This window comes from Streptococcus vulneris (assembly GCF_019218685.1).
Taxonomy (GTDB): Bacteria; Bacillota; Bacilli; order Lactobacillales; family Streptococcaceae; genus Streptococcus; species Streptococcus vulneris.
Genome location: NZ_JAHUZC010000001.1, coordinates 134,804 through 155,304 on the forward strand (window position 1 = coordinate 134,804; position 20,501 = coordinate 155,304).

Below are 20,501 nucleotides of genomic sequence, written 5' to 3' on the forward strand. Positions count from 1 at the left end.
ATCAACCCCCATTTTTTTCTCTCACCTCTCTTTCTAATTGTTTCAATTGTTCTTTATCAACTTCTAATAGTTTTTGTGACTGTTTAAGTAACTCTTCCTGTTCTTGAAAATAGGTTTGAAGTTTTTGCGATGCCTGGAGATGTTGTGATTCTAAATCTTTAAAATAATAACTATCGTCAGATTTACTCATCAACTCTGCAACTTCACTAAAAAAGAATTTACTTTTTTTAGTAAGTTGATCATATTCATCTCGTACAATGTATAGATGACGTTTCTTTACTTTTAGAGATTCTTCTCTTTGTTTGAGTGATAACTCTAAATTAATGATATCACGATTAACCATTTAACGTAAACCTCGTGCTAGCATCGTCAATGCGTGACAATTGGTTTGCTACTTTCTGATCCATAGCATGAAAAGCTGAAGAAAGATTATGAATATTCGTTGACATCGCTGATAATACATTACCAATTTGACTCGCAGTAGTTTGCGCTAAATCAATTGCAGAGGAAGCTTTTACATTCCCCGCTACAGTTGTCTGATTATCTTTTTCAATTGCTATAAGATTAGCAAGACTTTCTGTAGCTTTTGCAATCGCCGTTGCTCTTTGAACAGCTAAAGATGTTACACTTTTTATTTCACTCATTATCGGGTTCCTCTAAAATATTTAACTATCATGATTATATCATAAAAATTTAAAAATATTTTAATATTCTCCAAATATGATTGAATACAACCTCAAAATTTTGAAATTGGCAATACATTGTTATTTCACTAGAAATTGCAGTTCTTTAAAAAATTAATAAAGCAATTATTAACTATATTTTTCTATAACAAACGAATCAAAGCCAAACTAAAAAGACTTAGCCCTGTACAATACAGAACTAAATCCTTTGGATAAATTAATTGTCTAACTTTTGGGGGTCAGTATATATCGAGGTATCTTTTTTACATTTGCACAATCTTGCGATAGCTTCTAGAAGTAATCATAAAAATCAAGACATAGGCGATGAGGAAGATAGCGCAGATAGACAAGGTCACAATCAACATCATATTCGTATCTATTACACCAATCACTTTTAAAATCAGACTAAGCATATGGTAGGCAAAGGCTAGATGTATGAAGGCAAAAAGCAAAGGAAGGAAGAAAACAGTTAAAACCTGTTTGTTGATGGTTTGCTTGATTTGCTTTTGATCTAAACCGACTTTCTGCAAGATAATAAAGCGCTCACGGTCTTCATAGCCTTCAGAAATTTGTTTGTAATAGATGACCAGAACGGTTCCGACCATAAAGATAATGGATAGGAAAATACCGATAAAGAAGACACCACCAAAGAGGGCACTCATTTGAGCACTAGCATCTGCTAGATTGCTACCATACACATAGCTACCTTCAGTGTTTAATTGAGCATTAAACTTTTGTAAGTATTTTTCATATTCTTCAGCGACTTTGAGTTGTTCTTCTTCACTGATATTTACATTTATACCACCGTAAAGCTGATTATAGATAGCCGAATCTGGGAATTGGTCTAAAAATGCTTGCAAATTAGGAACAACAAGGTAATTGTAATCAGTAGTAAAAATATTAAACTGATTTGGGACATGGTTCACAATAAAATCTGTATTAAATTCTTCTTTTACAGAAAATTGATGGTTATTTAGAGTTAGAGCTTTCTGTCCTTTCAGTCCATCATTCTTAGCGAAGAGGCCGACCTCATTGCCTGATAGAGAAAGCTTCTGACCAGTCATATTTTCATAGTCTTTTTGGTCAAATACCATGAAGACTGTTTTAGGTTGGACACGATTTTGTCCCCTTTCAAAAATGGTTAACTTGGTTCCTTCTTGATTTGCAATACCAAAGTTACTGTAACGAAGCACTTCTTTCTCTTTGACACTATAACCTTTGTCACTTGCAAACTGGCTCAAGAGTTTGTCCAAATCTTCTTTTTCAACATTTTGTCCAGTAATGCCAAAGTCATGCGGATTCATCACTTTTTTAAAGGATTCTGAAGCATTGAAAATGCTTGTCGCTGCAGACATGGTAACCAAGACCATTGTTGACAAAATAGCGATTGTTGCTAATCCAACTGCATTTTTCTTCATACGGAAAATCAAGTTAGAGACTGAGATAAGGTTATTTGGTTGGTAATAGTATTTCTTATTTTTCTTTAAGATTTGGAGGAAAACGGTAATTCCTGCATTAAACAATAGATAAGTACCAAAGATAACCAGTAAAACAGCTAGGAAGAAGGTTGTTAGGGCTGTGAGAGGATCTTTTACAGTAAGGGCAAGATAGTAGCCAATCCCTAAACTTATGGAACCAAGAATAGTTTGTAGAGGTAGGAAACGACCTTTTTTCTCACCACTAGCTTTTTCACGAGAAAGCTGGAGGGCATTCATACGGGCGATTCGAAGGGCATTCAGGAACATGAGGCCTAGGAAAATCAATCCAAAGACAACAAGTACTGCAATGACAACATTCATTTGGAAGGTAGCGACCAGCTCAACCTTCAATTTCATCAGTTTGAGCAAGAAAGCGAAAATTAACTTATCAAACAAGGCTCCAATACCGATACCCGCTCCAACAGTTAGAATCCCAAATACCACTAACTCCTTAAAGGTCATACTGATAAGATGACGCTTTTCCAAGCCCAACATGCCATAAATTCCTAGTTCCTTGGAACGGTTCTTCATGACAAAACTATTGGCATAGAGGACGATAATGGCTGACGCAAGGGTGACGACAAACATACCAAATCCAAGTGTAGCCTGAATGGTTGTTCCTCCACGGATTTCCGAAATCTTGGGATTGAAGGTTAGAGAGTAAAAGAGATAGGTGACGGTGACTGCCAAGAGAACAGCCAGCGCAAAAGGATAGTAGAGTTTGCGGTTTTTAATCAAGTTCGATACCGCTAACTTATTGGTTAATCGAAACATACTAATTCACCTCGCTTGCCATGACAGTCAAGGTATCAGAAATTTCTTGGAACATCTGACGTTCTGTCTTCTCTCCACGGTAGATTTGATTGTAAAGAATGCCGTCTTTGATAAAGAGCACACGCTTAGCCCTGCTAGCTGCTGCTGTTGAGTGGGTTACCATGAGAATGGTTTGGCCACGCTCATTGATTTCATCAAAGACATCAAGTAAGGCTGCAGAGGACTTGGAATCAAGGGCACCTGTTGGCTCATCCGCAAGGAGAATTTCTGGCTCTGTGATGATGGCGCGAGCTACTGCTACACGCTGTTTCTGACCACCAGAAATCTCGTAAGGGTACTTCTCTTGCAATTGGTTGATGCCTAGATTCTCAGCTGTCACCACCAATTTTTTCATCATTTCCGTAATGGGTCTTCTTGACAAGACAAGAGGAAGCAAGATATTGTCTTTAACAGACAGAGTATCTAGCAAGTTAAAGTCTTGGAAGACAAATCCTAGCTTTTCACGACGGAAGCTAGAAGCCTGTGAATTTTTAATGGTTGCGGTGTCAGTTCCATTCAAGTAAACCTGCCCACGAGTTGGTTTATCCAGCATAGCTAGAATATTGAGAAGAGTTGATTTACCAGAACCAGACTCACCCATGATGGCAACGTAGTCACCCTTTTCCACGGTAAAGTGAATATCCTTGAGGGCTTCTACTTGGTTGCCCTGAAAACGGGTTTTATAAATTTTTTGAACGTGTTTTACATCTAAAAGTGTCATGAGAATCTCCTTTCTTAATATCCCATCAAATGAAATGTCGCTTGCATCATAGCGCATCCCAGCTGAACACGCTCGATATCTTTATGGCTTGGTTTTCTAGTTTTCTTATGTAAGATTTGTTTCATGATGTTACTCCTTTGTTCTTTATGAGTCTAGTTTACATCAAAAAAAGACCGCTTGCCATAACCTAACCTTACAAAAGAGACTTTAATCTTACATTTTTGTAAGATTGGGGGAAATGTAGCCATTTCATTAAAAATATTTTACCATAAAAAGAAAGTAAGAAGAAAACCCTTGCAGATACAAGGGTTCAAAAATTTTAAAATAGATTAGTCGAATTCATAGACTAACAGTAAAATAACTGTTTCTACCTCACCAAAACCAGCCTTCATTATCGTCAATGGCCTGGACTTCTTTGCGTTTGCGTGGGCCTGTTCCGTACATTTCTGCTTCGATTTCTTCCTTGGTAGGCATGATAGAAGCTAGGATGATATAGATAATCACGCCAAGTCCAAAGTTTGCAACTGTAAAAATGGCAAACAAGAAACGAACAAGGGTAACATCAAAGTTCCACTTATCTGACAGACCTGCCAGAACTCCTGAAATCATGCGATTTCGTCTCATTTTATAAAATTTACTGTTCATGATTTTTCCTCTTTCTGCTAGGTTAGACATAGTATATCACGGGTAGGCTCGGCTTTCATCAGTCCTCAGGCTGATTTATAAGTAGCAATTTACCTCGACAAAGTCCACAGCGATAGCGTTTAGTATCAATCCTTCGCTTGCGATGATACCTTTGCTGGCAGGATTGACAACGATAGAGCTTGAGTGGTTTGGAGTGGCTATTTGTCAAGGAGGGCACAAAGCGTAATCCATCCACTGCTTTCAAAAGTTCCTTAAAATCCCGATCCTTATGTTGATAGCCCTTCCCTTGAAAATAGAGATGATAATGACAGAGTTCATGTCGGACAATTTTCCTAAAAACATCCAAACCAAGTTCCTGATAAACCTTGGGATTAAAATCCAAATGCCCATCTTTGGGGAAAAATCGCCCACCTGTCGAACGTAGACGCCTATTCCACTGGACATGATGGATAAAAGGTCTGCCGAAGTCTTCTAGTGAAACCTGCTTAACGTAATCAGTCAGTTTCATTTGGAGCTAGAAGCGACAGATTGACTTTTTCACGTTCAGTATCGATTTTCTTAACCCAAACGGTCACCAAATCTCCAACTGACACCACTTGGCTTGGGTGTTTGATAAATTTGCGACTCATATGGGAAATATGAATCAAGCCGTCCTCGTGAATACCGATATCAACGAAGGCACCGAAATCAACGACGTTACGCACCACTCCTTCTAGCTTCTGACCAACCACTAAGTCTTTGATATCTAGGACATCTTGGCGAAGCACAGGTGCATCAAAAGAGTCACGGAAATCTCGACCTGGTTTGAGAAGATCTGCAATGATATCTTTAAGAGTTTCTGGACCAAGGTCTAGCTCTTGCGCCATTTCCTTGACTGAAAGCGACTTGAGTTTGCCTTGGGCTTCTTCATTCAAGTCTGTAATGTCCAAACGTTTGAAGAGTTCCTTAACGGCAACGTAATTTTCTGGGTGAACTCCTGTATTATCAAGGATGTTGCTACTTTCAGGGATACGAAGGAAACCAGCTGCCTGTTCAAAAGCCTTAGCACCCAGACGCGGAACCTTCTTGATTTGAGCGCGCGAAGTGATTTTTCCTTCTTCCTCACGGTATTTGACAATATTTTCAGAAATGGTTTTATTGAGTCCAGCGACATGGGAAAGAAGAGCTGGGCTGGCTGTATTGACATTGACACCGACTTGGTTTACCACTGTATCGACAACAAAGTCCAGACTCTCAGATAATTTCTTCTGACTGACATCATGTTGGTATTGACCGACACCAATTGACTTAGGATCGATTTTGACCAATTCCGCAAGAGGATCTTGCAAACGACGGGCGATAGAAATGGCAGAGCGTTTTTCAACGGTCAAGTCTGGGAACTCCTGACGAGCAAGTTCACTGGCAGAATAGACCGAAGCACCACTTTCATTGACGATGACATAACTAACCTCAGGAAAATTTTTAAGAACTTCCGCCACAAAAGCTTCACTTTCACGACTGGCCGTTCCATTACCGATGGCAATAATCTCTACACCGTATTGACCAATCAAATCTGCCAAATCTTTCTTTGCTTCTTCGATTTGACGAGCTGATGCTGGTTTGACAGGATAAATGACCTGAGTTGTCAGCATTTTTCCTGTTGCATCCACGACAGCTAGCTTGGCACCTGTACGAAAGGCAGGGTCAAATCCAAGAACCACGCGCCCTTTCAGCGGAGCAACCAAGAGCAGATTGCGCAGATTGTCCGAAAAGAGTTGGATAGCCCCTTCTTCTGCTTTCTCAGTTAATTCCGTCCGAATGCGTCGCTCGATAGCAGGCAAAACTTTTTTCTTAACTGACTGTTGGACAACTTCATCTATATAGGCGTTTTTCACCTTGAAACGAGAAGCAAAGAAAGTTAGAATACGGTCCGTCGTATGTTCAAAACCGACCTTCAAGACACCTAGCTTCTCCCCACGATTGAGGGCTAAGGTACGATAACCCTGCATATTTCCAACTGTCTCTGAAAAGTCATAATAAATCTGAAAGACCTGCTTTTCATCAAGACTCTCATCTTTGACCTGCGAGGTGATTTTAGAGTGTCTCAGCACTTCCTGATAAGTTAGAGCGCGTAAATTGACATCTTCAGATAAGGCTTCGACCAAGATATCAACTGCACCAGCCAAGGCTTCCTTCCCAGTCGCAAATCCTTCACAGACGAATTTTTCAGCTTCCTTCTCTAAGTCAGTTACATTCTGCAAAATCAAGCGAGCAAGCGGAAAGAGTCCGGCTTCACGGGCAATAGTTGCCTTGGTTCGACGCTTTTCCTTGTATGGAAGATAGAGTTCTTCTACGTCTGCTAATTTTTCGGCAGCTAAGATAGCTTCTTCCAATTCCTTGGTCAACTTGCCTTGTTCTTGAATCTTAGCTAAAACAGCTTCCTTACGGTCGTTGAGATTTGTCAGACTTTTATCCAAGTCAATAATGGCCTTAATCGCCACCTCATCCAGACTACCAGTCATGTCCTTGCGATAACGCGCGATGAAGGGAATTGTCGCCCCTTCAGCTGTCAAACTTAGAACGGTATCGATTTGCTTTAACGTCACTCCCAAATCTTGGGAGATTTTTTCATATTTTTTATCCATGAATCTATTATACCACAAGCGGGAAGGCTTGCTCCAATCCTTTTCATACTCAATGAAAATCAAAAAACAAACTAGGAAGCTAGCCACAGATTGCTCAAAACACCGTTTTGAGGTAGTAGATAAGACTGACGAAGTCAGTTACCTATACCTATGATATCTACGGCAAGGCGAAGCTGACGTGGTTTGAAGAGATTTTCGAAGAATATCAACTATCGAAAACAAATTAAAAACCGCCCTTTTCCTCAAAATAATAGTATAATAGAGGTAGAATTTAGAATCGAGGTACACCTATGGCTGTAAAATTTACAAAACGAGACGACTTAGACAAGATGTTTGAAGAGTTTGCGAAACTCCCTGATTTGAAACAAGTTACTTTCCCCGATGACAAAGAGAAAAAAGCCAAAGCAGAAAAGAAAAACTAGATGACTGCTTTCCAACAACTCCCATCGAGTGTGCTTCAGACTGGGGCTATTTTTCTCTCTATAATCATTGAAGCCCTACCCTTCGTTCTGATAGGAAGTATTGTTTCAGGACTAATTGAGGTCTATATCACACCTGACAAGGTTTATCATTTTCTCCCTCGAAATCGTTGGGGGAGAATCTTTTTTGGCACCTTCGTGGGGATACTTTTTCCCTCTTGTGAATGTGGAATCGTCCCCATTATCAATCGTTTCCTGGAAAAAAAGGTTCCCAGTTACACGGCCGTTCCCTTTCTTGTGACAGCACCTGTTATCAATCCTATTGTTCTCTTTGCGACCTATTCTGCCTTTGGCAACTCCTTCCATATCGCTCTGTTACGAGCTCTGGGCTCCATTCTTGTAGCTGTGATACTTGGGATTTTTCTTGGATTTTTCTGGCAAGAACCGATTCAAAAAGAAAATCGTTTGGCTTGTCATGAGCACAATTTTTCTCACTTGAGTCCTGCAAAAAAAGTTTTTCAAGTCTTTGTGCAAGCAATTGATGAGTTTTTTGATATGGGACGCTATTTGGTATTTGGCTGTCTTTTTGCCTCTATGATACAGGTCTATGTTCCGACTCGTATTCTGACTTCTATCAGCGCAACCCCTCTTTTTGCCATCTTGCTCTTGATGCTTTTGGCCTTTCTTCTCTCTCTCTGCAGTGAGGCGGATGCCTTTATCGGTGCTTCTCTTCTCTCAAGTTTCGGCTTGGCACCAGTTCTGGCCTTTCTCGTGATTGGCCCAATGCTGGATATCAAAAATATTCTCATGATGAAAAATTACTTGAAAGCACGATTTATCAGTCACTTCATAACGATTGTGACTCTTGTCGTCTTAGTGTATTCTCTCTTGATTGGAGTCATCCTATGATTCGATTTTTAGTTTTAACTGGCTATTTTGAACTGACCATTTATCTCCATCTGTCGGGCAAATTAAACCAGTACATCAACATGCACTATTCCTATCTGGCCTATATTTCCATGGTACTTTCCTTTATTTTGGCAATTGTTCAACTGTATATTTGGATGAAGCAAGTCAAAACCCATAGTCATCTGAATAGCCGATTAGCTAAAGGAACTAGTATTGCTCTTCTGGCTATTCCAATTGTCGTTGGCTTAACTTTTCCAACTGTTAGCTTGGATTCTCAGACCGTTTCAGCTAAAGGCTATCATTTCCCCCTATCGGAAGGAACGGATCAAGCCATTCAGACGAGTGAAGGGACGACAAGCCAATATTTGAAACCAGATACCAGTTCTTACTTTTCAAAATCAGCCTATGAAAAGGAGATGCGAACGGCGGCGGATAAATACTTGTCCCAAGATAGTATTCAGATCACCAACGAAAACTATATGGAGGTCATGGAGGCTATCTACGACTATCCAGATGAATTTGAGGGCAAGACAGTCCAGTTCACAGGCTTTGTCTATAATGACCCCAGTCATGCTAATAGTCAATTTTTGTTCCGCTTCGGTATTATTCACTGTATCGCGGATTCAGGTGTCTATGGATTGCTGACCAAGGGAAATACCCGTCAGTATGAGAATAACACCTGGATAACAGCCAAAGGAAAACTAGTCAATCACTATCATAAAGAACTCAAACAAAACCTCCCAACCTTGGAAATTGACAGCTTTACCAAAGTTGATAAACCAGAAAATCCCTATGTTTATCGAGTGTTTTAAAAAAGTAGCCTAGAAAGGGCTACTTTTTCTATTCAGAAATAAGAATCTAAAGTATGGATAATTTTATATAAAACTCCGATTTCCTACTCAGCATCCTTCCAATTCCGAGCAATTTCTTCATCTTTCTGGAGTTGGTCTACCAGTTCTTCAACAGAGTCAAATTTGACCATTTCACGGACACGGTCTAGCCAGTAGACAATAACTGTTTCACCGTAAATATCATCTGAAAAATCAAAAATATTGACTTCAAAACGTGGCTCTTCTCCATCGAAAGTAACATTTTTCCCAACACTCGCCATTCCACGATATCTTTTACGCTGCACTTCGATATCAACTACGTAAACACCATCTGCTGGCATATAGGTTCGATCTCGTAAAACTAAGTTTGCTGTTGGGTAACCGATAGTCCGTCCACGAGCATTGCCATGAACAACCATTCCGCGTGACGGTAAAGGAGTGCCAAGTAAATGACCAGCTTCCCTGACATCTCCGTCAAGAATAGCTTGACGAATACGAGTAGAACTAATTTTCCCCTTTTCATCCTCAACAGGTGGAACAATGATGATTTCTCCATCAAAATAATCCTTCAAATCATCTGCAGTTTTCTTATCAGAACCAAACGTGTAATCAAATCCCGCTACAATAATCGCTGGTTTTAATGCTCTAACATAGGTATCAAAGAACTCTTGCCCCGTTAAACTAGCAAATTTACTACTAAAGTCAAGTAAGAAAAGAGCCTCTACTCCATGCCATTTCATCTTATGTTCCCGTTCTTCATGGCTGACAATATGAAGCATTAATTCTGGCTTATAAGGCTGTAATGCGAGCTTAGGGGACTCTGTAAAGGTCATCACGACAACTGGAAGATAATCTTTCATCGAAGCCTTACTAGCTACTTCAAAAAGCTTCTGATGTCCCTTATGAATACCGTCAAAATAGCCTAATACAAGAACTGTTTTATCCGGTACTGCGATGTCTTTTTCATTTTTTATAGGTACTGTTGTAATCATGAAACTATTATATCATAGAGAAAGCCTTTTCGCTAAAAGGAAATCCCAAATGTCGTTTTTTGCCCCTGAACTGATCTTAAAAAATCATTCAAGATGTTATTTAAAAAATAGCATCCCCTAAGAGATGCTATCATATGGTAACTAGTCTACTGTTTCTTCCAAATCTTTTAACTTCACCGAAACAATTTTTGAGACACCTGATTCTTGCATGGTCACTCCATAGATGGAATCAGCCGCTGCCATGGTTCCTTTACGGTGGGTTACGACGATAAACTGGCTGTCCTTGTCAAAGCGGTTGAGGTAATCCCCAAAACGTTTGACATTGGCTTCGTCAAGCGCAGCCTCTACCTCATCCAAGATGACAAACGGAATGGTCTTTACACGAATAATAGAGAAAAGCAAAGCAAGAGCTGATAAGGCTTTTTCACCACCACTCATAAGGTTTAGAGACTGGATTTTCTTACCTGGAGGTTGAACAGAAATCTCAACCCCAGCTGTCAGCAAGTCTCCCTCAGTCAAAATGAGGTCCGCCTGACCTCCACCAAACATCTGCTTGAATGTCACTTTAAAGGACTCACGAATAGCTTCAAAGGTTGATTTAAAGCGTTCCTTAACCTCATCATTCATCTCAGTAATAGTCTCAAGGAGCAGGTTTTTCGCCGACAAAATGTCATCTCTCTGGCTATTCAAGAAATCCAGACGGCTGTGAACTTCTTCGTACTGTTCAATAGCATCCAAATTGACAGGACCCAGTGAGCGAATAGCCTTCTCTAAATCCTGCACCTCTTGCTCTGCCAGATTGAGGTTTTCCAATTCATGTGCCTTTTCTAGTGCTTCAGTATAGCTAATCTGATACTGGTCTGTTAATTGACTTTGTAAATGGCGTAAGCGCTCGCTGACCTTTTCTTTCTTAGCTTCAGCACGTGTTTGCTTGCGAATCCACTCTTCATTCTGCTGGCGGGCCTGATCCAAATGACTAGCAATATCATCCAATTGACCTTCAATATCATCCAACTCAAACTGCTTGCGAATCAAACCTTGTTGGAGATTTGTTTTCTGATTTTTGGCTTCTTCGGCCTGTTGACTGAGCAATTCTGTATCAACCTTCTCCAGATTATCAACCTTTTCTTGAAGAAGGCGCTGGATTTCCTCTTGCTCGATATTCAGATTATCCAATTCCTTGCCTAAACGTTCAATATCAGCAACTTCATAACGTTTTTGTCCTTGCAGTTCTGTCTTAAGTAAGCGAGCTTGCGCTAGCTCTTCCTGCAAGTTTTGATAGCGTTCTTGGATGGCATTTTTGTTGGACTTAATCTCTTCAATCTCAGCTTCCAGATTTTGCTTTTCATTGGCAATGGTAGCAAGGCGCTCTTGGCATTTTTCCTTATCTGCTTGCCAATCTCCCTCAGTAAGACGATTTAATTCCTCTTCTTGGAGTTTCCAAAGAGTTTCTAGCTCTTCAACTTGCTGACTAGTTTGCTGATAAGCGAGGGACAAACCTTGCTCCTGAATACGAGCCTGCTCTCCTTGAGATTTGATAGCTTCTAAACTTTCTGTCAATCTAGCCATCTCATCTTGCAAGGTCTTCAAAGTCGCCTCTTCTGAACGAAGACTTGCTTCTTCTTCAGCAATTTCTTTTTGCAATTGCTCCAGTTCTGGCTTGATAAAAATGCTGTTATTCTGGCGATTGGCACCACCTGCATAAGAACCACCTGTGCGCAACTCTGTACCGTCCAAAGTCACCATACGAACCTGATAACGAACCTGGCGAGCTGCTATACGCGCGTGTTCTACAGTATCAAAAATTGCTGTCGTAGCTAACAAATTCTTAAAAATAGCTTCCAGTCTAGTATCGAAAGTAACCAGCTCATCTGCCATACCCAGAAATCCTGGACTTGCTGCGATAGCATCTTGATTCTGACTAGAAATCGTACGCGCCTTGATAGTTGTCAACGGAAGGAAGGTTGCACGACCAGCTCTGTTTCGTTTGAGAAAATCAATAGCCTTGGTTGCCGACTCTTCATCTTCTACGATGATATGCTGGCTACTTGCCCCTAAGGCAATCTCTAGGGCAGTTTGATAATGCACATCAAAGGTCAGGTGCTCACTGACTGCCCCAATAATCCCACCAAGTCGGGCTTTTTCTTGGAGAACACTCTTAACACCTGCATAAAAGTTACTATGATTTCTCAGAATATTTTCCAAACTCTGAGCTCTGGCCTGCTTGTTTTTGAGATTGTCCAGACGGTCAAATAGTTGACTTTGTTGAACTTGATAGGAAGTTTTCTGCTCCTCTTGCTCCTTGGCAATAGCTTGGTAGTCGGCCAATAATTTCTGAACCTGCTCCTTGGCAGTTTCAAGTTCTTCTTTTTGCTGACTAGCCTTCTCCTTAGCTGTAGCCAGCTGTTCTTTCATCTTTTCTAATTGATCTGCTTGTTTTTGAGAAAGCTGACGACTATTTTCCAACTCGTTTTCGATACGGGTCAACTGGTTTGAGACATCGGCTTCTTCCTGTAAAAGCGCCACAAAGCGTTCACGTAAGAGTTCAATCATCTGATCAGGATCATCTGAAAAAGCTAGCAATTCAGCTTCTAAACGATTGAGTTTTCCATGATTTTCAGCGAAACTTTCTTCTAATAGAGCCAGATTAGCTTCTTTTACAGACCTCTCTTGACTGAGGGCAATTCTCTTTTCTTCTAAAGAATCCAAGCGTACCTGTGCTTCTTGTTGATTCAGAGCTATTTGCTCAGATTCCAGTTTAGATAGGGCTAATTTTCTCTCTAAATCACTAATCAGACTAGTCAAGTCCATCAAACTGCCCTGATCTTTGGCCATTTCAGCCTGTAAATCTTGGCGTTGCTTTTTAAGAGTTTGATTTTCTTCCTCTAATTTTTCCCGTTTTTGGTAGTAGCTCGTCAAGAGTTCCTGAACCTGTGCTAACTCTTCTTCTGTTGACTCTAGTTCAGCCTTATTTTCCTTGATTTGAGCAACCAAAACATCTAAATAAATGGCCTTACGTTGACCATCCAAGTCTAGAAACTTACGGGCATTCTCAGCTTGTTTCTCAAGAGGCTTGATTTGATTATCCAACTCGTAGATAATGTCCTCTAAGCGGTCTAGATTATCCTGAGTTTGCTGCAGTTTACTCTCAGTTTCTTTTCTGCGAGTCTTGTATTTTAAAACTCCTGCAGCTTCTTCGAAAATAGCACGACGTTCCTCAGGTTTGGAGTTGAAAATCTCCTCAACCTTGCCTTGGGAAATGATAGAAAAGGAATCTCGTCCCAAACCTGTATCCAAGAAAAGGTCATGGATATCACGCAGACGGACTTTCTTGCCATCAATCTTGTATTCGCTATCTCCACTACGATAGATATGGCGTTCTACCCTGATTTCTTGACCTGCATCCTTGATAAATCCGTCATGATTATCCAAAGTCACAACCACAGAAGCATAATTGAGCGGTTTGCGACTCTCTGTTCCAGCAAAGATGACATCTGGCATCTTGCCCCCACGGAGACTCTTAACACTGGACTCCCCCAAGGCCCAACGCAGACTTTCTGTAATATTCGACTTTCCAGATCCATTGGGTCCAACAACTGCCGTCACACCTTGGTCAAAGACGACCTTGGTCTTGTCAGCAAAAGACTTGAATCCCTGAATTTCGATTTCCTTTAAATACATGAATCCAGCCCTTTCTCAACGGCATTTTTGGCAGCTTCCTGCTCTGCTAGTTTCTTAGAACGACCTTGACCTTGACCAATGCTCTTACCTTCGACAAGAACTTCTACATCAAAGACCTTATCGTGGGCAGGACCCGTTTCAGAAATCACCTGATAACGAATAGCCACATCGCCATTGACCTGAAGTAACTCTTGGAGATGGGTTTTGTAGTCTGTAATCATCTCAAATTCGCCTGCTTCAACCTTAGGAATCATGACTTGATAGATAAATTCCTTGACCTTGGCCACATCCTTGTCCAAAAGAAGGGCACCAAGAAAGGCTTCAAAGGCATCACCAAGAATGGTATCACGATTGCGTCCACCAGACTTTTCTTCCCCTTTACCAAGTTTGATAAACTGATCAAACTGGCAATCACGCGCAAAACCAGCCAAACTTTCCTCGCGGACAATCATGGCACGGAGTTTAGACAAGTCACCCTCAGGCTTTTTAGGATATTTTTTATACAGATATTCTGAAATCAATAACTGTAGAACAGCGTCTCCTAAAAATTCCAAGCGTTCATTGTGTGAAATTTTTAAGAGGCGGTGCTCATTGGCATAACTCGTATGAGTAAAGGCAGTTTCCAGTAAGTTTTTGTCTGCAAATTCGATTGCAAAATGGTTCTTTAGTACAGTTTGTAATTCTTTCATACCAACCTCTTTCTAACTGATAACAGTCCTTTTTATTATATCAAAAAAAGCCCCCTGAGTCACTTTAAAACGGGACTGGAAAGCATTTGGGCATTCTATAGAATATGATTTTCAGTTTTAGGGAAAAATTTGAGGCAGGATAAAGAAAAAAGCCCTACTAAAGGCTTTTTAGGATGTTTACATCCACCCTGAGGGAATCGAACCCCCATCTCAAGAACCGGAATCTTACGTGATATCCATTACACTAAGGGTGGAAACTTGTTTTATTATAACAGAAATTTGCTCTAATAACAAGTTTTTTTCTAGTGAGATAGCCCGTCTTAGTGGGAAGCATCCCCATTCCAGATAGAGTTTTTCACGATAACATAATCAACGTGTTTAAGGTCAGCAACCTCACGTCCACCTGCATAAGAAATAGCACTTTGAAGGTCTTGTTCCATCTCAGTTAAAGTGTCTTGCAGATGACCTTTAGCAGGAAGCAAGATACGTTTGCCTTCCACATTTTTGTAAGCACCTTTTTGATATTGTGAAGCTGAACCATAGTACTCTTTGAACTGTTCACCATCAACTTCAATCGTTTTCCCTGGACTTTCGATGTGTCCTGCAAAGAGGGAACCAATCATGACCATGCTGGCACCGAAGCGGATAGACTTGGCAATATCGCCATGAGTACGAATTCCTCCATCAGCAATAATCGGTTTACGTGCAGCCTTAGCACACCAGCGGAGAGCAGCCAACTGCCAACCACCTGTACCAAAACCTGTCTTGACCTTTGTGATACAAACCTTACCAGGACCGATACCAACCTTAGTAGCATCTGCACCAGCATTTTCCAATTCACGCACAGCTTCTGGTGTTCCCACATTTCCAGCAATGACAAAGGTATCTGGCAATACTTTCTTGATGTGTTTTATCATAGAAATCACGCTATCCGCATGACCATGGGCAATATCAATAGTGATGTACTCAGGAGCATCAGCCTTGAGCTGGCTAACGAAATCATACTCGTAGTCCTTAACACCAACAGATATAGAAGCAATGAGCCCTTGCTCGTGCATGCGTTTAATAAAAGGAATGCGTCCTGCCTCATCAAAACGATGCATAATGTAGAAGTAACCACCTTTAGCCAGTTGCTCTGCTACATTTTCATCCAAAATCGTCTGCATATTAGCTGGCACAACAGGTAGTTTAAAGGTGTGATTTCCTAGAGTGACACTTGTATCTGCTTCTGCACGGCTTTTAATCACACATTTATTTGGGATCAATTGAATATCTTCGTAATCAAAAATTGGAAATTCATTTAACATATCGATGTCTCGTTTCTTTTGTAATGACCTACCTATGCTTGCGCATCTCTACGTCTTTTCCGACGTTTCCTTAATTAATTATAAATCAAAGTAAGGTTTTTGTCAAATTATTTTATAAATTAAAATATATAGTTCGGAATTTACTTGTATAAATAAAAGAAAGAGGAGAGATTATTTTCTCCCCACTTCTTTAGTAATATTACTTTTAAATATTTCTTCGGAGTTTTCCAGCATTTCACAAAATTCACTATAGGATGAAGACTTCTGAGGAATTTGGATAGACCATTTCTTCAACAAAGCTCCATAACCTGCTAGCTTTCCTATCTCATTATCAACAACCTTGTCCCTACTCGGAAAAACAAGACCAGCCTTCTCAGCTTTCAAAATATAAGAATAGGAAATCAGCTGGAATAAGTCCTCACGGTTGATTCCTTTTTCAGTCAATTCCAGTTTTTTATACTTAGCATCTAATACTATTTTAAGCTCTTCTTGATAAAAATCTGGATATACTTTTCTTTCACGATTAGAAAATACTGAAATACCGTCCGTCTTATCCTTATTTCTAGGATGTATGAAATCTTTTGGCAACAAGGTATGAACATATTCTTCCCAAAGCCAAGCAACATCAAAGAGAATGCCATGAATTTTTTGCTCTTGATATCCAAAACCGTGCTTTTCTCTGTTTAATATCATCAGACAAAGTTCTTGTAACTTTCTGTACTCGTGAAAGTATGCATGACGTATAGGTTTAGATTGATTTCCCCGAATAATCTTAACACGATCAGCTAGTTTATAAGAAGGAGTTACCCGCACGATTTCTGCTACATTTTCACGACTAGCCAAGAGATTATCAAGAACCCCTTGACCAATGCTTTTCTGGTTCTTAATGTATTCAATAGTGTGACGGACCAACTGCATGAGGGGATTATCATAGGTGAACTCTCTCGTTGTGTAGGCAATATTTCCCGTGAAAGGAAGGTTTTTCTTGAGATGGTTTCTTACATCAATCACTCCCTTAACATGAGTGTCATTATGAGAAAATCTCTGGTATTCCTTATAAAGACCTTTTCGAATTGCAGCTTGTAGATACTTAGGGAAGAGATACATCAAAAGTTGATAAAGCCTCTCTTCAAGAGACAAAGCAACATCTAAACTAGTGAGATTGATATGAAGAACCTTGTGTAAGAGATAATGCAAAAAATGGTCATTACTCTCATCAGAAAAGCGAGAGGCAATTGTTAATCTTTCCTGACCACACCCCAGAAAACCAACCACATTTCCAGTCTTGATTTTCTGATTAACTGTTTCAAAGATTTTTTGGTCCTTCTCTAAGTCAGGAGAATTTTTCAAATCATTTGGAAAAATAAAGATATTGTCCTCTTTAGAAAGGTTATCTAGTGTTCTATCAAGAAGTGCTTGACTTAGTTTGGGATATTCTGCGACAAAGCCTTCCTTAGCAATTCTATGCTGATTATCAGTTATCCGCATCATCGTCTTCATCGCCTTCATGGTCATCAGCTACTGCCTGATCTTTTTGCTCATTCTTTGTCAGATCAAATGCTTTTTTCAATGTACCCAGAGTTTCAGCCTCTTCATAAGAACCTCGTAAGTAATCTTCCAAAAGCGGTTTGAGGTAATCAGACCAAAGTAATTCATAATCATAATCCAACTCTTTTAAATTACGGAAATAACTTGGTCCGATATGATAATGACTGTTTAACTCCTGAACGTTTTCAATAGCAGCGTTCAAGTTTCTTAAACGTTTTTTCGCTTCTTCCTCATGTCCATCTAGTTCGTTATCTAGAATGTATAACTGGCTTTCAGCAGTAACTTCAACAAAACGGAAACGACGGCGCATAGCAAAATCAAAGGTGTCCACTGAACGGTCAATATCATTCATAGTTCCGATAATATAGACATTTTCAGGGATATAAAATTTCTCATTAGTCTCATGTAAATTAGCATACTGAGTAGAAACACATCCCTTTTCACCACGATAGCCAGGGTCAATAGAGAAAAAGAGTTCACCAAAAATCTTAGAAATCTCACCACGATTAATCTCATCGATAATGAAAACGAATTTCTTGTCTGTTTCAACCTCTTCTGGAGAAATATAGTCTTTCAAAGCAAATCTTTTCTTTAAAGTTTCAAGGACTTTTTTTCCTTGGTTATGATAATAGGGCTGTTTCAGATAGTTTTCATCTTTATATAGTTCATAAACATAAGATTTTGTTAAGACAGTTCCTTGGGATTTAGTTTCATAATTGATATTAAAATTATTTCGACTATTTACTGTTAGATAGGAAAATTCTGTCAAATATTCTTTTTCATCTCTGTTATTTACATACTCAAGATAAAGATCCCAAGCTTCATCAAAATTATCTTGACCTCCAATCTTCTTAGAATCTATAGCATTCTGACAAAACTTCTTAAAAATACCATCTTGTAATTTAAACTCGATAGCTCCATCCCCATTGGATACTGGGCGCAAACCCTCGACAAAATCCGTGTAGTCATACGAAGGATGAAACTGAACAAAGCCGATTTGATCTTCGTTGCCATCCGTTAATTCTTTAGCAATTTCTTTAGCAAGATAAGTTTTTCCCGTGCCAGGAGCACCGCGGAGGATGAGGTTTTTGGATTTTCTTAATTTATCTAAATAATCGTTAATATTTTTATTCATAACAACCTTCTCTATATTTTTTCTGTATGTACCATTTAGAATAGATTTATACAAATTGATACGTTCTGAATTTCTATCCCAGTTGATGGTTTGTCTTGCACCTTTTTTACCTTGGTATTCCCATCCACCATCTACTTTCAACCAATTAACACCAATACAATGTTTAAACTCTGTTTTTGTTTCATCAAAGTAATATGTTTTCACACATTGTCCAATACCCAAAATTTTGTTAAATCCTGAGGTAGCTATTATATAATCATTTATTTTTATGTCATGTGCAAACTTCCAAATAAATAAATTTCTCTGCTTTCCTTGCTTCAATTCTTCAGGATTATTGTAATCTAAAATATTAGATAAATTAGAATCAAAATCTATACAAGCTATATTTTCTTCTTTAAATAAAGACCAAACTTTTCCACCTCCTCCTGCAACTATCATCCAATAATTTAATTTTTCTTCCATTTTGTAGCTCCATTTTCATATTATAGGCTAGTTAGTATTTAATATTTCAAAGCTCTATTTCACATATAGAATATCACATCTATATAAAAAAGAAAAGAAATTCTAAAGAAAAGTCCAGTGTTAGGAGCTTTAATGTCTCTTAACGCTAGACTTCTTCTACATTCTAATAATACTCTCCCTGACGGTAGTCCCATGAGTTAAAGGTGTCTGACAGGTGCATCATAATCTTATCAATGTCAAGCCCTTTGCGAATCACAACTGGAGCTGGTGAAGTTGAACGTGCTCCTCCTTGTTCTGGGATGAGTTTGCCGTCTTTATCGACCATAGAGACCATCACACCTTGCTCATAGCGTGTTTCAATCGTTTTGTCAGGCTGGATAGATGCCACATAGTCGTCTGCTTCAATGACAAGGTCTACAGCTCCTTCGATACGTTCTCCGATACCTTCTACCTTACCACGGTTTCCTTTTCCAGATGGGTTTGCAGATGAAGCGTAAACCATTTTGCCTTCTTCCCAAAGTTTGGCAGCTAATTGTTCACCAGCTTTCCCAAACTTGATAACGAAACAGCTAGTACCACGAACATCAGTCATCAGTTCTTCACGGCCATCCCCGTATGCTTTCAATTTTTCAAAGGCTTCTGGTTTCCAAGGAAGAATACAACCAAGAAGAATGTCTTCATCCCAATGTTTTTGGTAAAAGGCTTCAATTTCTGGGTTGAGTTGTGCTAAAGCGCGAAGCTCATCCATGCTACCGCAGAGAACAACACCTGGTTTGTTACGGTTACGCTCTTTAGCTGCGAACTTGCGCTCAAGTCCTGCCTTGTCGCTAGTCATAATAATGTAACCAACTTTTGTAGGGCAAACGATACATCCGCCCTCACCTTTTAAAATGTCATAGCCTTCTTGTGAAAGTGTTCCGTTCCATTGAATGTGTTTTGTCATAGTTCTATTTCCTTTTCTATTTTTCTTCTAATCCTGCCAGTAGGCTGGTCGTTGTTTTTCATAAGCAGCAATCAAATCTTCATACTGCAAGGTAATACCGATATCATCCAAACCATTTAAGAGCTTGTGTTTCCACTCACTATCGATTTCAAAAGTGAATTCTCCAACTGGTGAGATGATTTTTTGTTGTTCCAAGTCCACAGTTATCTGGTCAGTTGGTTTCAAGTGGGCTAGTTTCTCTCGAACCTCTCTGGGCTGAACAATGGGCAACATACCATTATTAAGTTCATTATTGTAATGAATATCACCGAAAGATCCTGCAATCACAACCTTAAAACCATAGTCCGCTAGAGCCCAAGCTGCGTGTTCCCTCGAAGACCCTGCCCCAAAGTTATCCCCTGAGATGAGGATAGTTGCTTTACGGTATTCAGGTCTGTTAAAGACAAAGTCTGGATCCTCAGTGTACTTGTCATCCAAATAACGCCAAGCATACATGAGGTACTTACCAAAGCCTTTTTTATCAATTAACTTGAGAAACTGCTTGGGTAGGATTTGGTCGGTGTCGATGTTATCATTCATGAGAGGAACGGTCGTTCCCGTATAAACTGTAAATTTCTCCATA

18 protein-coding genes and 1 tRNA gene are annotated in these 20,501 nt (G+C 39.6%); 3 read left to right on the top strand and 16 right to left on the bottom strand.

Annotation, left to right across the window (positions count from 1 at the left end):
• Position 1: 1 nt before the first annotated feature.
• From KUA57_RS00680 to KUA57_RS00710, 7 genes are all read right to left on the bottom strand, one after another.
• Positions 2 to 343: a hypothetical protein gene (locus KUA57_RS00680; protein WP_004269707.1), complete on the bottom strand. Its 342-nt coding sequence runs from the start codon at positions 341 to 343 to the stop codon at positions 2 to 4.
• Positions 336 to 644, bottom strand: a complete 309-nt coding sequence (locus KUA57_RS00685) for a TIGR04197 family type VII secretion effector (RefSeq protein WP_004269706.1) — start codon at positions 642 to 644, stop codon at positions 336 to 338. Before KUA57_RS00685 ends, KUA57_RS00680 begins: the two co-directional genes overlap by 8 nt.
• A gap of 302 nt (positions 645 to 946) precedes the next feature.
• Entirely contained in the window at positions 947 to 2,935 is a 1,989-nt protein-coding gene (locus KUA57_RS00690; protein ID WP_218493475.1) for an ABC transporter permease, read from the bottom strand.
• A gap of 1 nt (position 2,936) precedes the next feature.
• Positions 2,937 to 3,695, bottom strand: coding sequence for an ABC transporter ATP-binding protein (locus KUA57_RS00695; protein WP_000173372.1), 759 nt, complete (start codon positions 3,693 to 3,695; stop codon positions 2,937 to 2,939).
• Positions 3,696 to 4,067: 372 nt separating this feature from the next.
• On the bottom strand, positions 4,068 to 4,340 hold the full coding sequence (locus KUA57_RS00700; RefSeq protein ID WP_004254425.1) for a PspC domain-containing protein: 273 nt from the start codon (positions 4,338 to 4,340) through the stop codon (positions 4,068 to 4,070).
• 58 nt (positions 4,341 to 4,398) lie between these two features.
• Positions 4,399 to 4,848, bottom strand: coding sequence for a SprT family protein (locus KUA57_RS00705; protein WP_125447501.1), 450 nt, complete (start codon positions 4,846 to 4,848; stop codon positions 4,399 to 4,401).
• Positions 4,835 to 6,964: a Tex family protein gene (locus tag KUA57_RS00710; RefSeq protein WP_218493476.1), complete on the bottom strand. Its 2,130-nt coding sequence runs from the start codon at positions 6,962 to 6,964 to the stop codon at positions 4,835 to 4,837. The genes KUA57_RS00705 and KUA57_RS00710 overlap by 14 nt, the downstream gene beginning before the upstream one ends.
• 290 nt (positions 6,965 to 7,254) lie before the next feature.
• On the opposite strand from KUA57_RS00710, the gene KUA57_RS09545 reads away from it, so the two are divergent.
• The 3 genes from KUA57_RS09545 to KUA57_RS00720 are packed head-to-tail and all read left to right on the top strand — an operon-like array spanning position 7,255 to position 9,104.
• The gene (locus tag KUA57_RS09545; protein ID WP_000268685.1) at positions 7,255 to 7,386 is read left to right on the top strand and encodes an SPJ_0845 family protein; all 132 of its coding nucleotides are present in this window, start codon (positions 7,255 to 7,257) and stop codon (positions 7,384 to 7,386) included.
• On the top strand, positions 7,387 to 8,292 hold the full coding sequence (locus tag KUA57_RS00715; RefSeq protein WP_033681715.1) for a permease: 906 nt from the start codon (positions 7,387 to 7,389) through the stop codon (positions 8,290 to 8,292).
• On the top strand, positions 8,289 to 9,104 hold the full coding sequence (locus KUA57_RS00720) for a TIGR03943 family putative permease subunit (protein WP_033681714.1): 816 nt from the start codon (positions 8,289 to 8,291) through the stop codon (positions 9,102 to 9,104). The genes KUA57_RS00715 and KUA57_RS00720 overlap by 4 nt, the downstream gene beginning before the upstream one ends.
• Before the next feature lie 83 nt (positions 9,105 to 9,187).
• On the opposite strand, the gene KUA57_RS00725 is transcribed toward KUA57_RS00720, so the two are convergent.
• The 9 genes from KUA57_RS00725 to leuD form a co-directional block, all read right to left on the bottom strand.
• A complete protein-coding gene (locus KUA57_RS00725) occupies positions 9,188 to 10,114 on the bottom strand; it encodes a bifunctional riboflavin kinase/FAD synthetase (protein ID WP_136937099.1) in 927 nt (308 codons plus the stop codon).
• Positions 10,115 to 10,255: 141 nt separating this feature from the next.
• A complete protein-coding gene (gene smc, locus KUA57_RS00730; protein ID WP_218493477.1) occupies positions 10,256 to 13,795 on the bottom strand; it encodes a chromosome segregation protein SMC in 3,540 nt (1,179 codons plus the stop codon).
• Positions 13,786 to 14,484 (bottom strand): ribonuclease III, encoded by a 699-nt coding sequence (gene rnc, locus KUA57_RS00735; RefSeq protein ID WP_000661487.1) that lies wholly within the window; start codon positions 14,482 to 14,484, stop codon positions 13,786 to 13,788. The genes smc and rnc overlap by 10 nt, the downstream gene beginning before the upstream one ends.
• 182 nt (positions 14,485 to 14,666) lie before the next feature.
• Positions 14,667 to 14,738 (bottom strand) — tRNA-Arg (locus KUA57_RS00740).
• A gap of 66 nt (positions 14,739 to 14,804) precedes the next feature.
• On the bottom strand, positions 14,805 to 15,791 hold the full coding sequence (locus KUA57_RS00745; protein WP_218493478.1) for a GMP reductase: 987 nt from the start codon (positions 15,789 to 15,791) through the stop codon (positions 14,805 to 14,807).
• Positions 15,792 to 15,962: 171 nt separating this feature from the next.
• Positions 15,963 to 17,282, bottom strand: a complete 1,320-nt coding sequence (locus KUA57_RS00750; protein WP_218493572.1) for an McrC family protein — start codon at positions 17,280 to 17,282, stop codon at positions 15,963 to 15,965.
• Complete coding sequence (locus KUA57_RS00755) at positions 17,266 to 18,936, bottom strand: AAA family ATPase (RefSeq protein WP_000391559.1); 1,671 nt, start codon at positions 18,934 to 18,936, stop codon at positions 17,266 to 17,268. The genes KUA57_RS00750 and KUA57_RS00755 overlap by 17 nt, the downstream gene beginning before the upstream one ends.
• Before the next feature lie 163 nt (positions 18,937 to 19,099).
• Entirely contained in the window at positions 19,100 to 19,879 is a 780-nt protein-coding gene (locus KUA57_RS00760) for an L-threonylcarbamoyladenylate synthase (RefSeq protein WP_000160498.1), read from the bottom strand.
• Positions 19,880 to 19,906: 27 nt separating this feature from the next.
• Complete coding sequence (gene leuD / locus KUA57_RS00765; protein ID WP_125457958.1) at positions 19,907 to 20,500, bottom strand: 3-isopropylmalate dehydratase small subunit; 594 nt, start codon at positions 20,498 to 20,500, stop codon at positions 19,907 to 19,909.
• Between the last annotated feature and the right edge of the window lies 1 nt (position 20,501).

Coding starts and splice junctions, on each gene's coding strand:
- KUA57_RS00680 (WP_004269707.1), bottom strand. CDS start 343: ATGGTTAATCGTGATATCATTAATTTAGAGTTATCACTCAAACAAAGA.
- KUA57_RS00685 (WP_004269706.1), bottom strand. CDS start 644: ATGAGTGAAATAAAAAGTGTAACATCTTTAGCTGTTCAAAGAGCAACG.
- KUA57_RS00690 (WP_218493475.1), bottom strand. CDS start 2,935: ATGTTTCGATTAACCAATAAGTTAGCGGTATCGAACTTGATTAAAAAC.
- KUA57_RS00695 (WP_000173372.1), bottom strand. CDS start 3,695: ATGACACTTTTAGATGTAAAACACGTTCAAAAAATTTATAAAACCCGT.
- KUA57_RS00700 (WP_004254425.1), bottom strand. CDS start 4,340: ATGAACAGTAAATTTTATAAAATGAGACGAAATCGCATGATTTCAGGA.
- KUA57_RS00705 (WP_125447501.1), bottom strand. CDS start 4,848: ATGAAACTGACTGATTACGTTAAGCAGGTTTCACTAGAAGACTTCGGC.
- KUA57_RS00710 (WP_218493476.1), bottom strand. CDS start 6,964: ATGGATAAAAAATATGAAAAAATCTCCCAAGATTTGGGAGTGACGTTA.
- KUA57_RS09545 (WP_000268685.1), top strand. CDS start 7,255: ATGGCTGTAAAATTTACAAAACGAGACGACTTAGACAAGATGTTTGAA.
- KUA57_RS00715 (WP_033681715.1), top strand. CDS start 7,387: ATGACTGCTTTCCAACAACTCCCATCGAGTGTGCTTCAGACTGGGGCT.
- KUA57_RS00720 (WP_033681714.1), top strand. CDS start 8,289: ATGATTCGATTTTTAGTTTTAACTGGCTATTTTGAACTGACCATTTAT.
- KUA57_RS00725 (WP_136937099.1), bottom strand. CDS start 10,114: ATGATTACAACAGTACCTATAAAAAATGAAAAAGACATCGCAGTACCG.
- smc (WP_218493477.1), bottom strand. CDS start 13,795: ATGTATTTAAAGGAAATCGAAATTCAGGGATTCAAGTCTTTTGCTGAC.
- rnc (WP_000661487.1), bottom strand. CDS start 14,484: ATGAAAGAATTACAAACTGTACTAAAGAACCATTTTGCAATCGAATTT.
- KUA57_RS00745 (WP_218493478.1), bottom strand. CDS start 15,791: ATGTTAAATGAATTTCCAATTTTTGATTACGAAGATATTCAATTGATC.
- KUA57_RS00750 (WP_218493572.1), bottom strand. CDS start 17,282: ATGATGCGGATAACTGATAATCAGCATAGAATTGCTAAGGAAGGCTTT.
- KUA57_RS00755 (WP_000391559.1), bottom strand. CDS start 18,936: ATGGAAGAAAAATTAAATTATTGGATGATAGTTGCAGGAGGAGGTGGA.
- KUA57_RS00760 (WP_000160498.1), bottom strand. CDS start 19,879: ATGACAAAACACATTCAATGGAACGGAACACTTTCACAAGAAGGCTAT.
- leuD (WP_125457958.1), bottom strand. CDS start 20,500: ATGGAGAAATTTACAGTTTATACGGGAACGACCGTTCCTCTCATGAAT.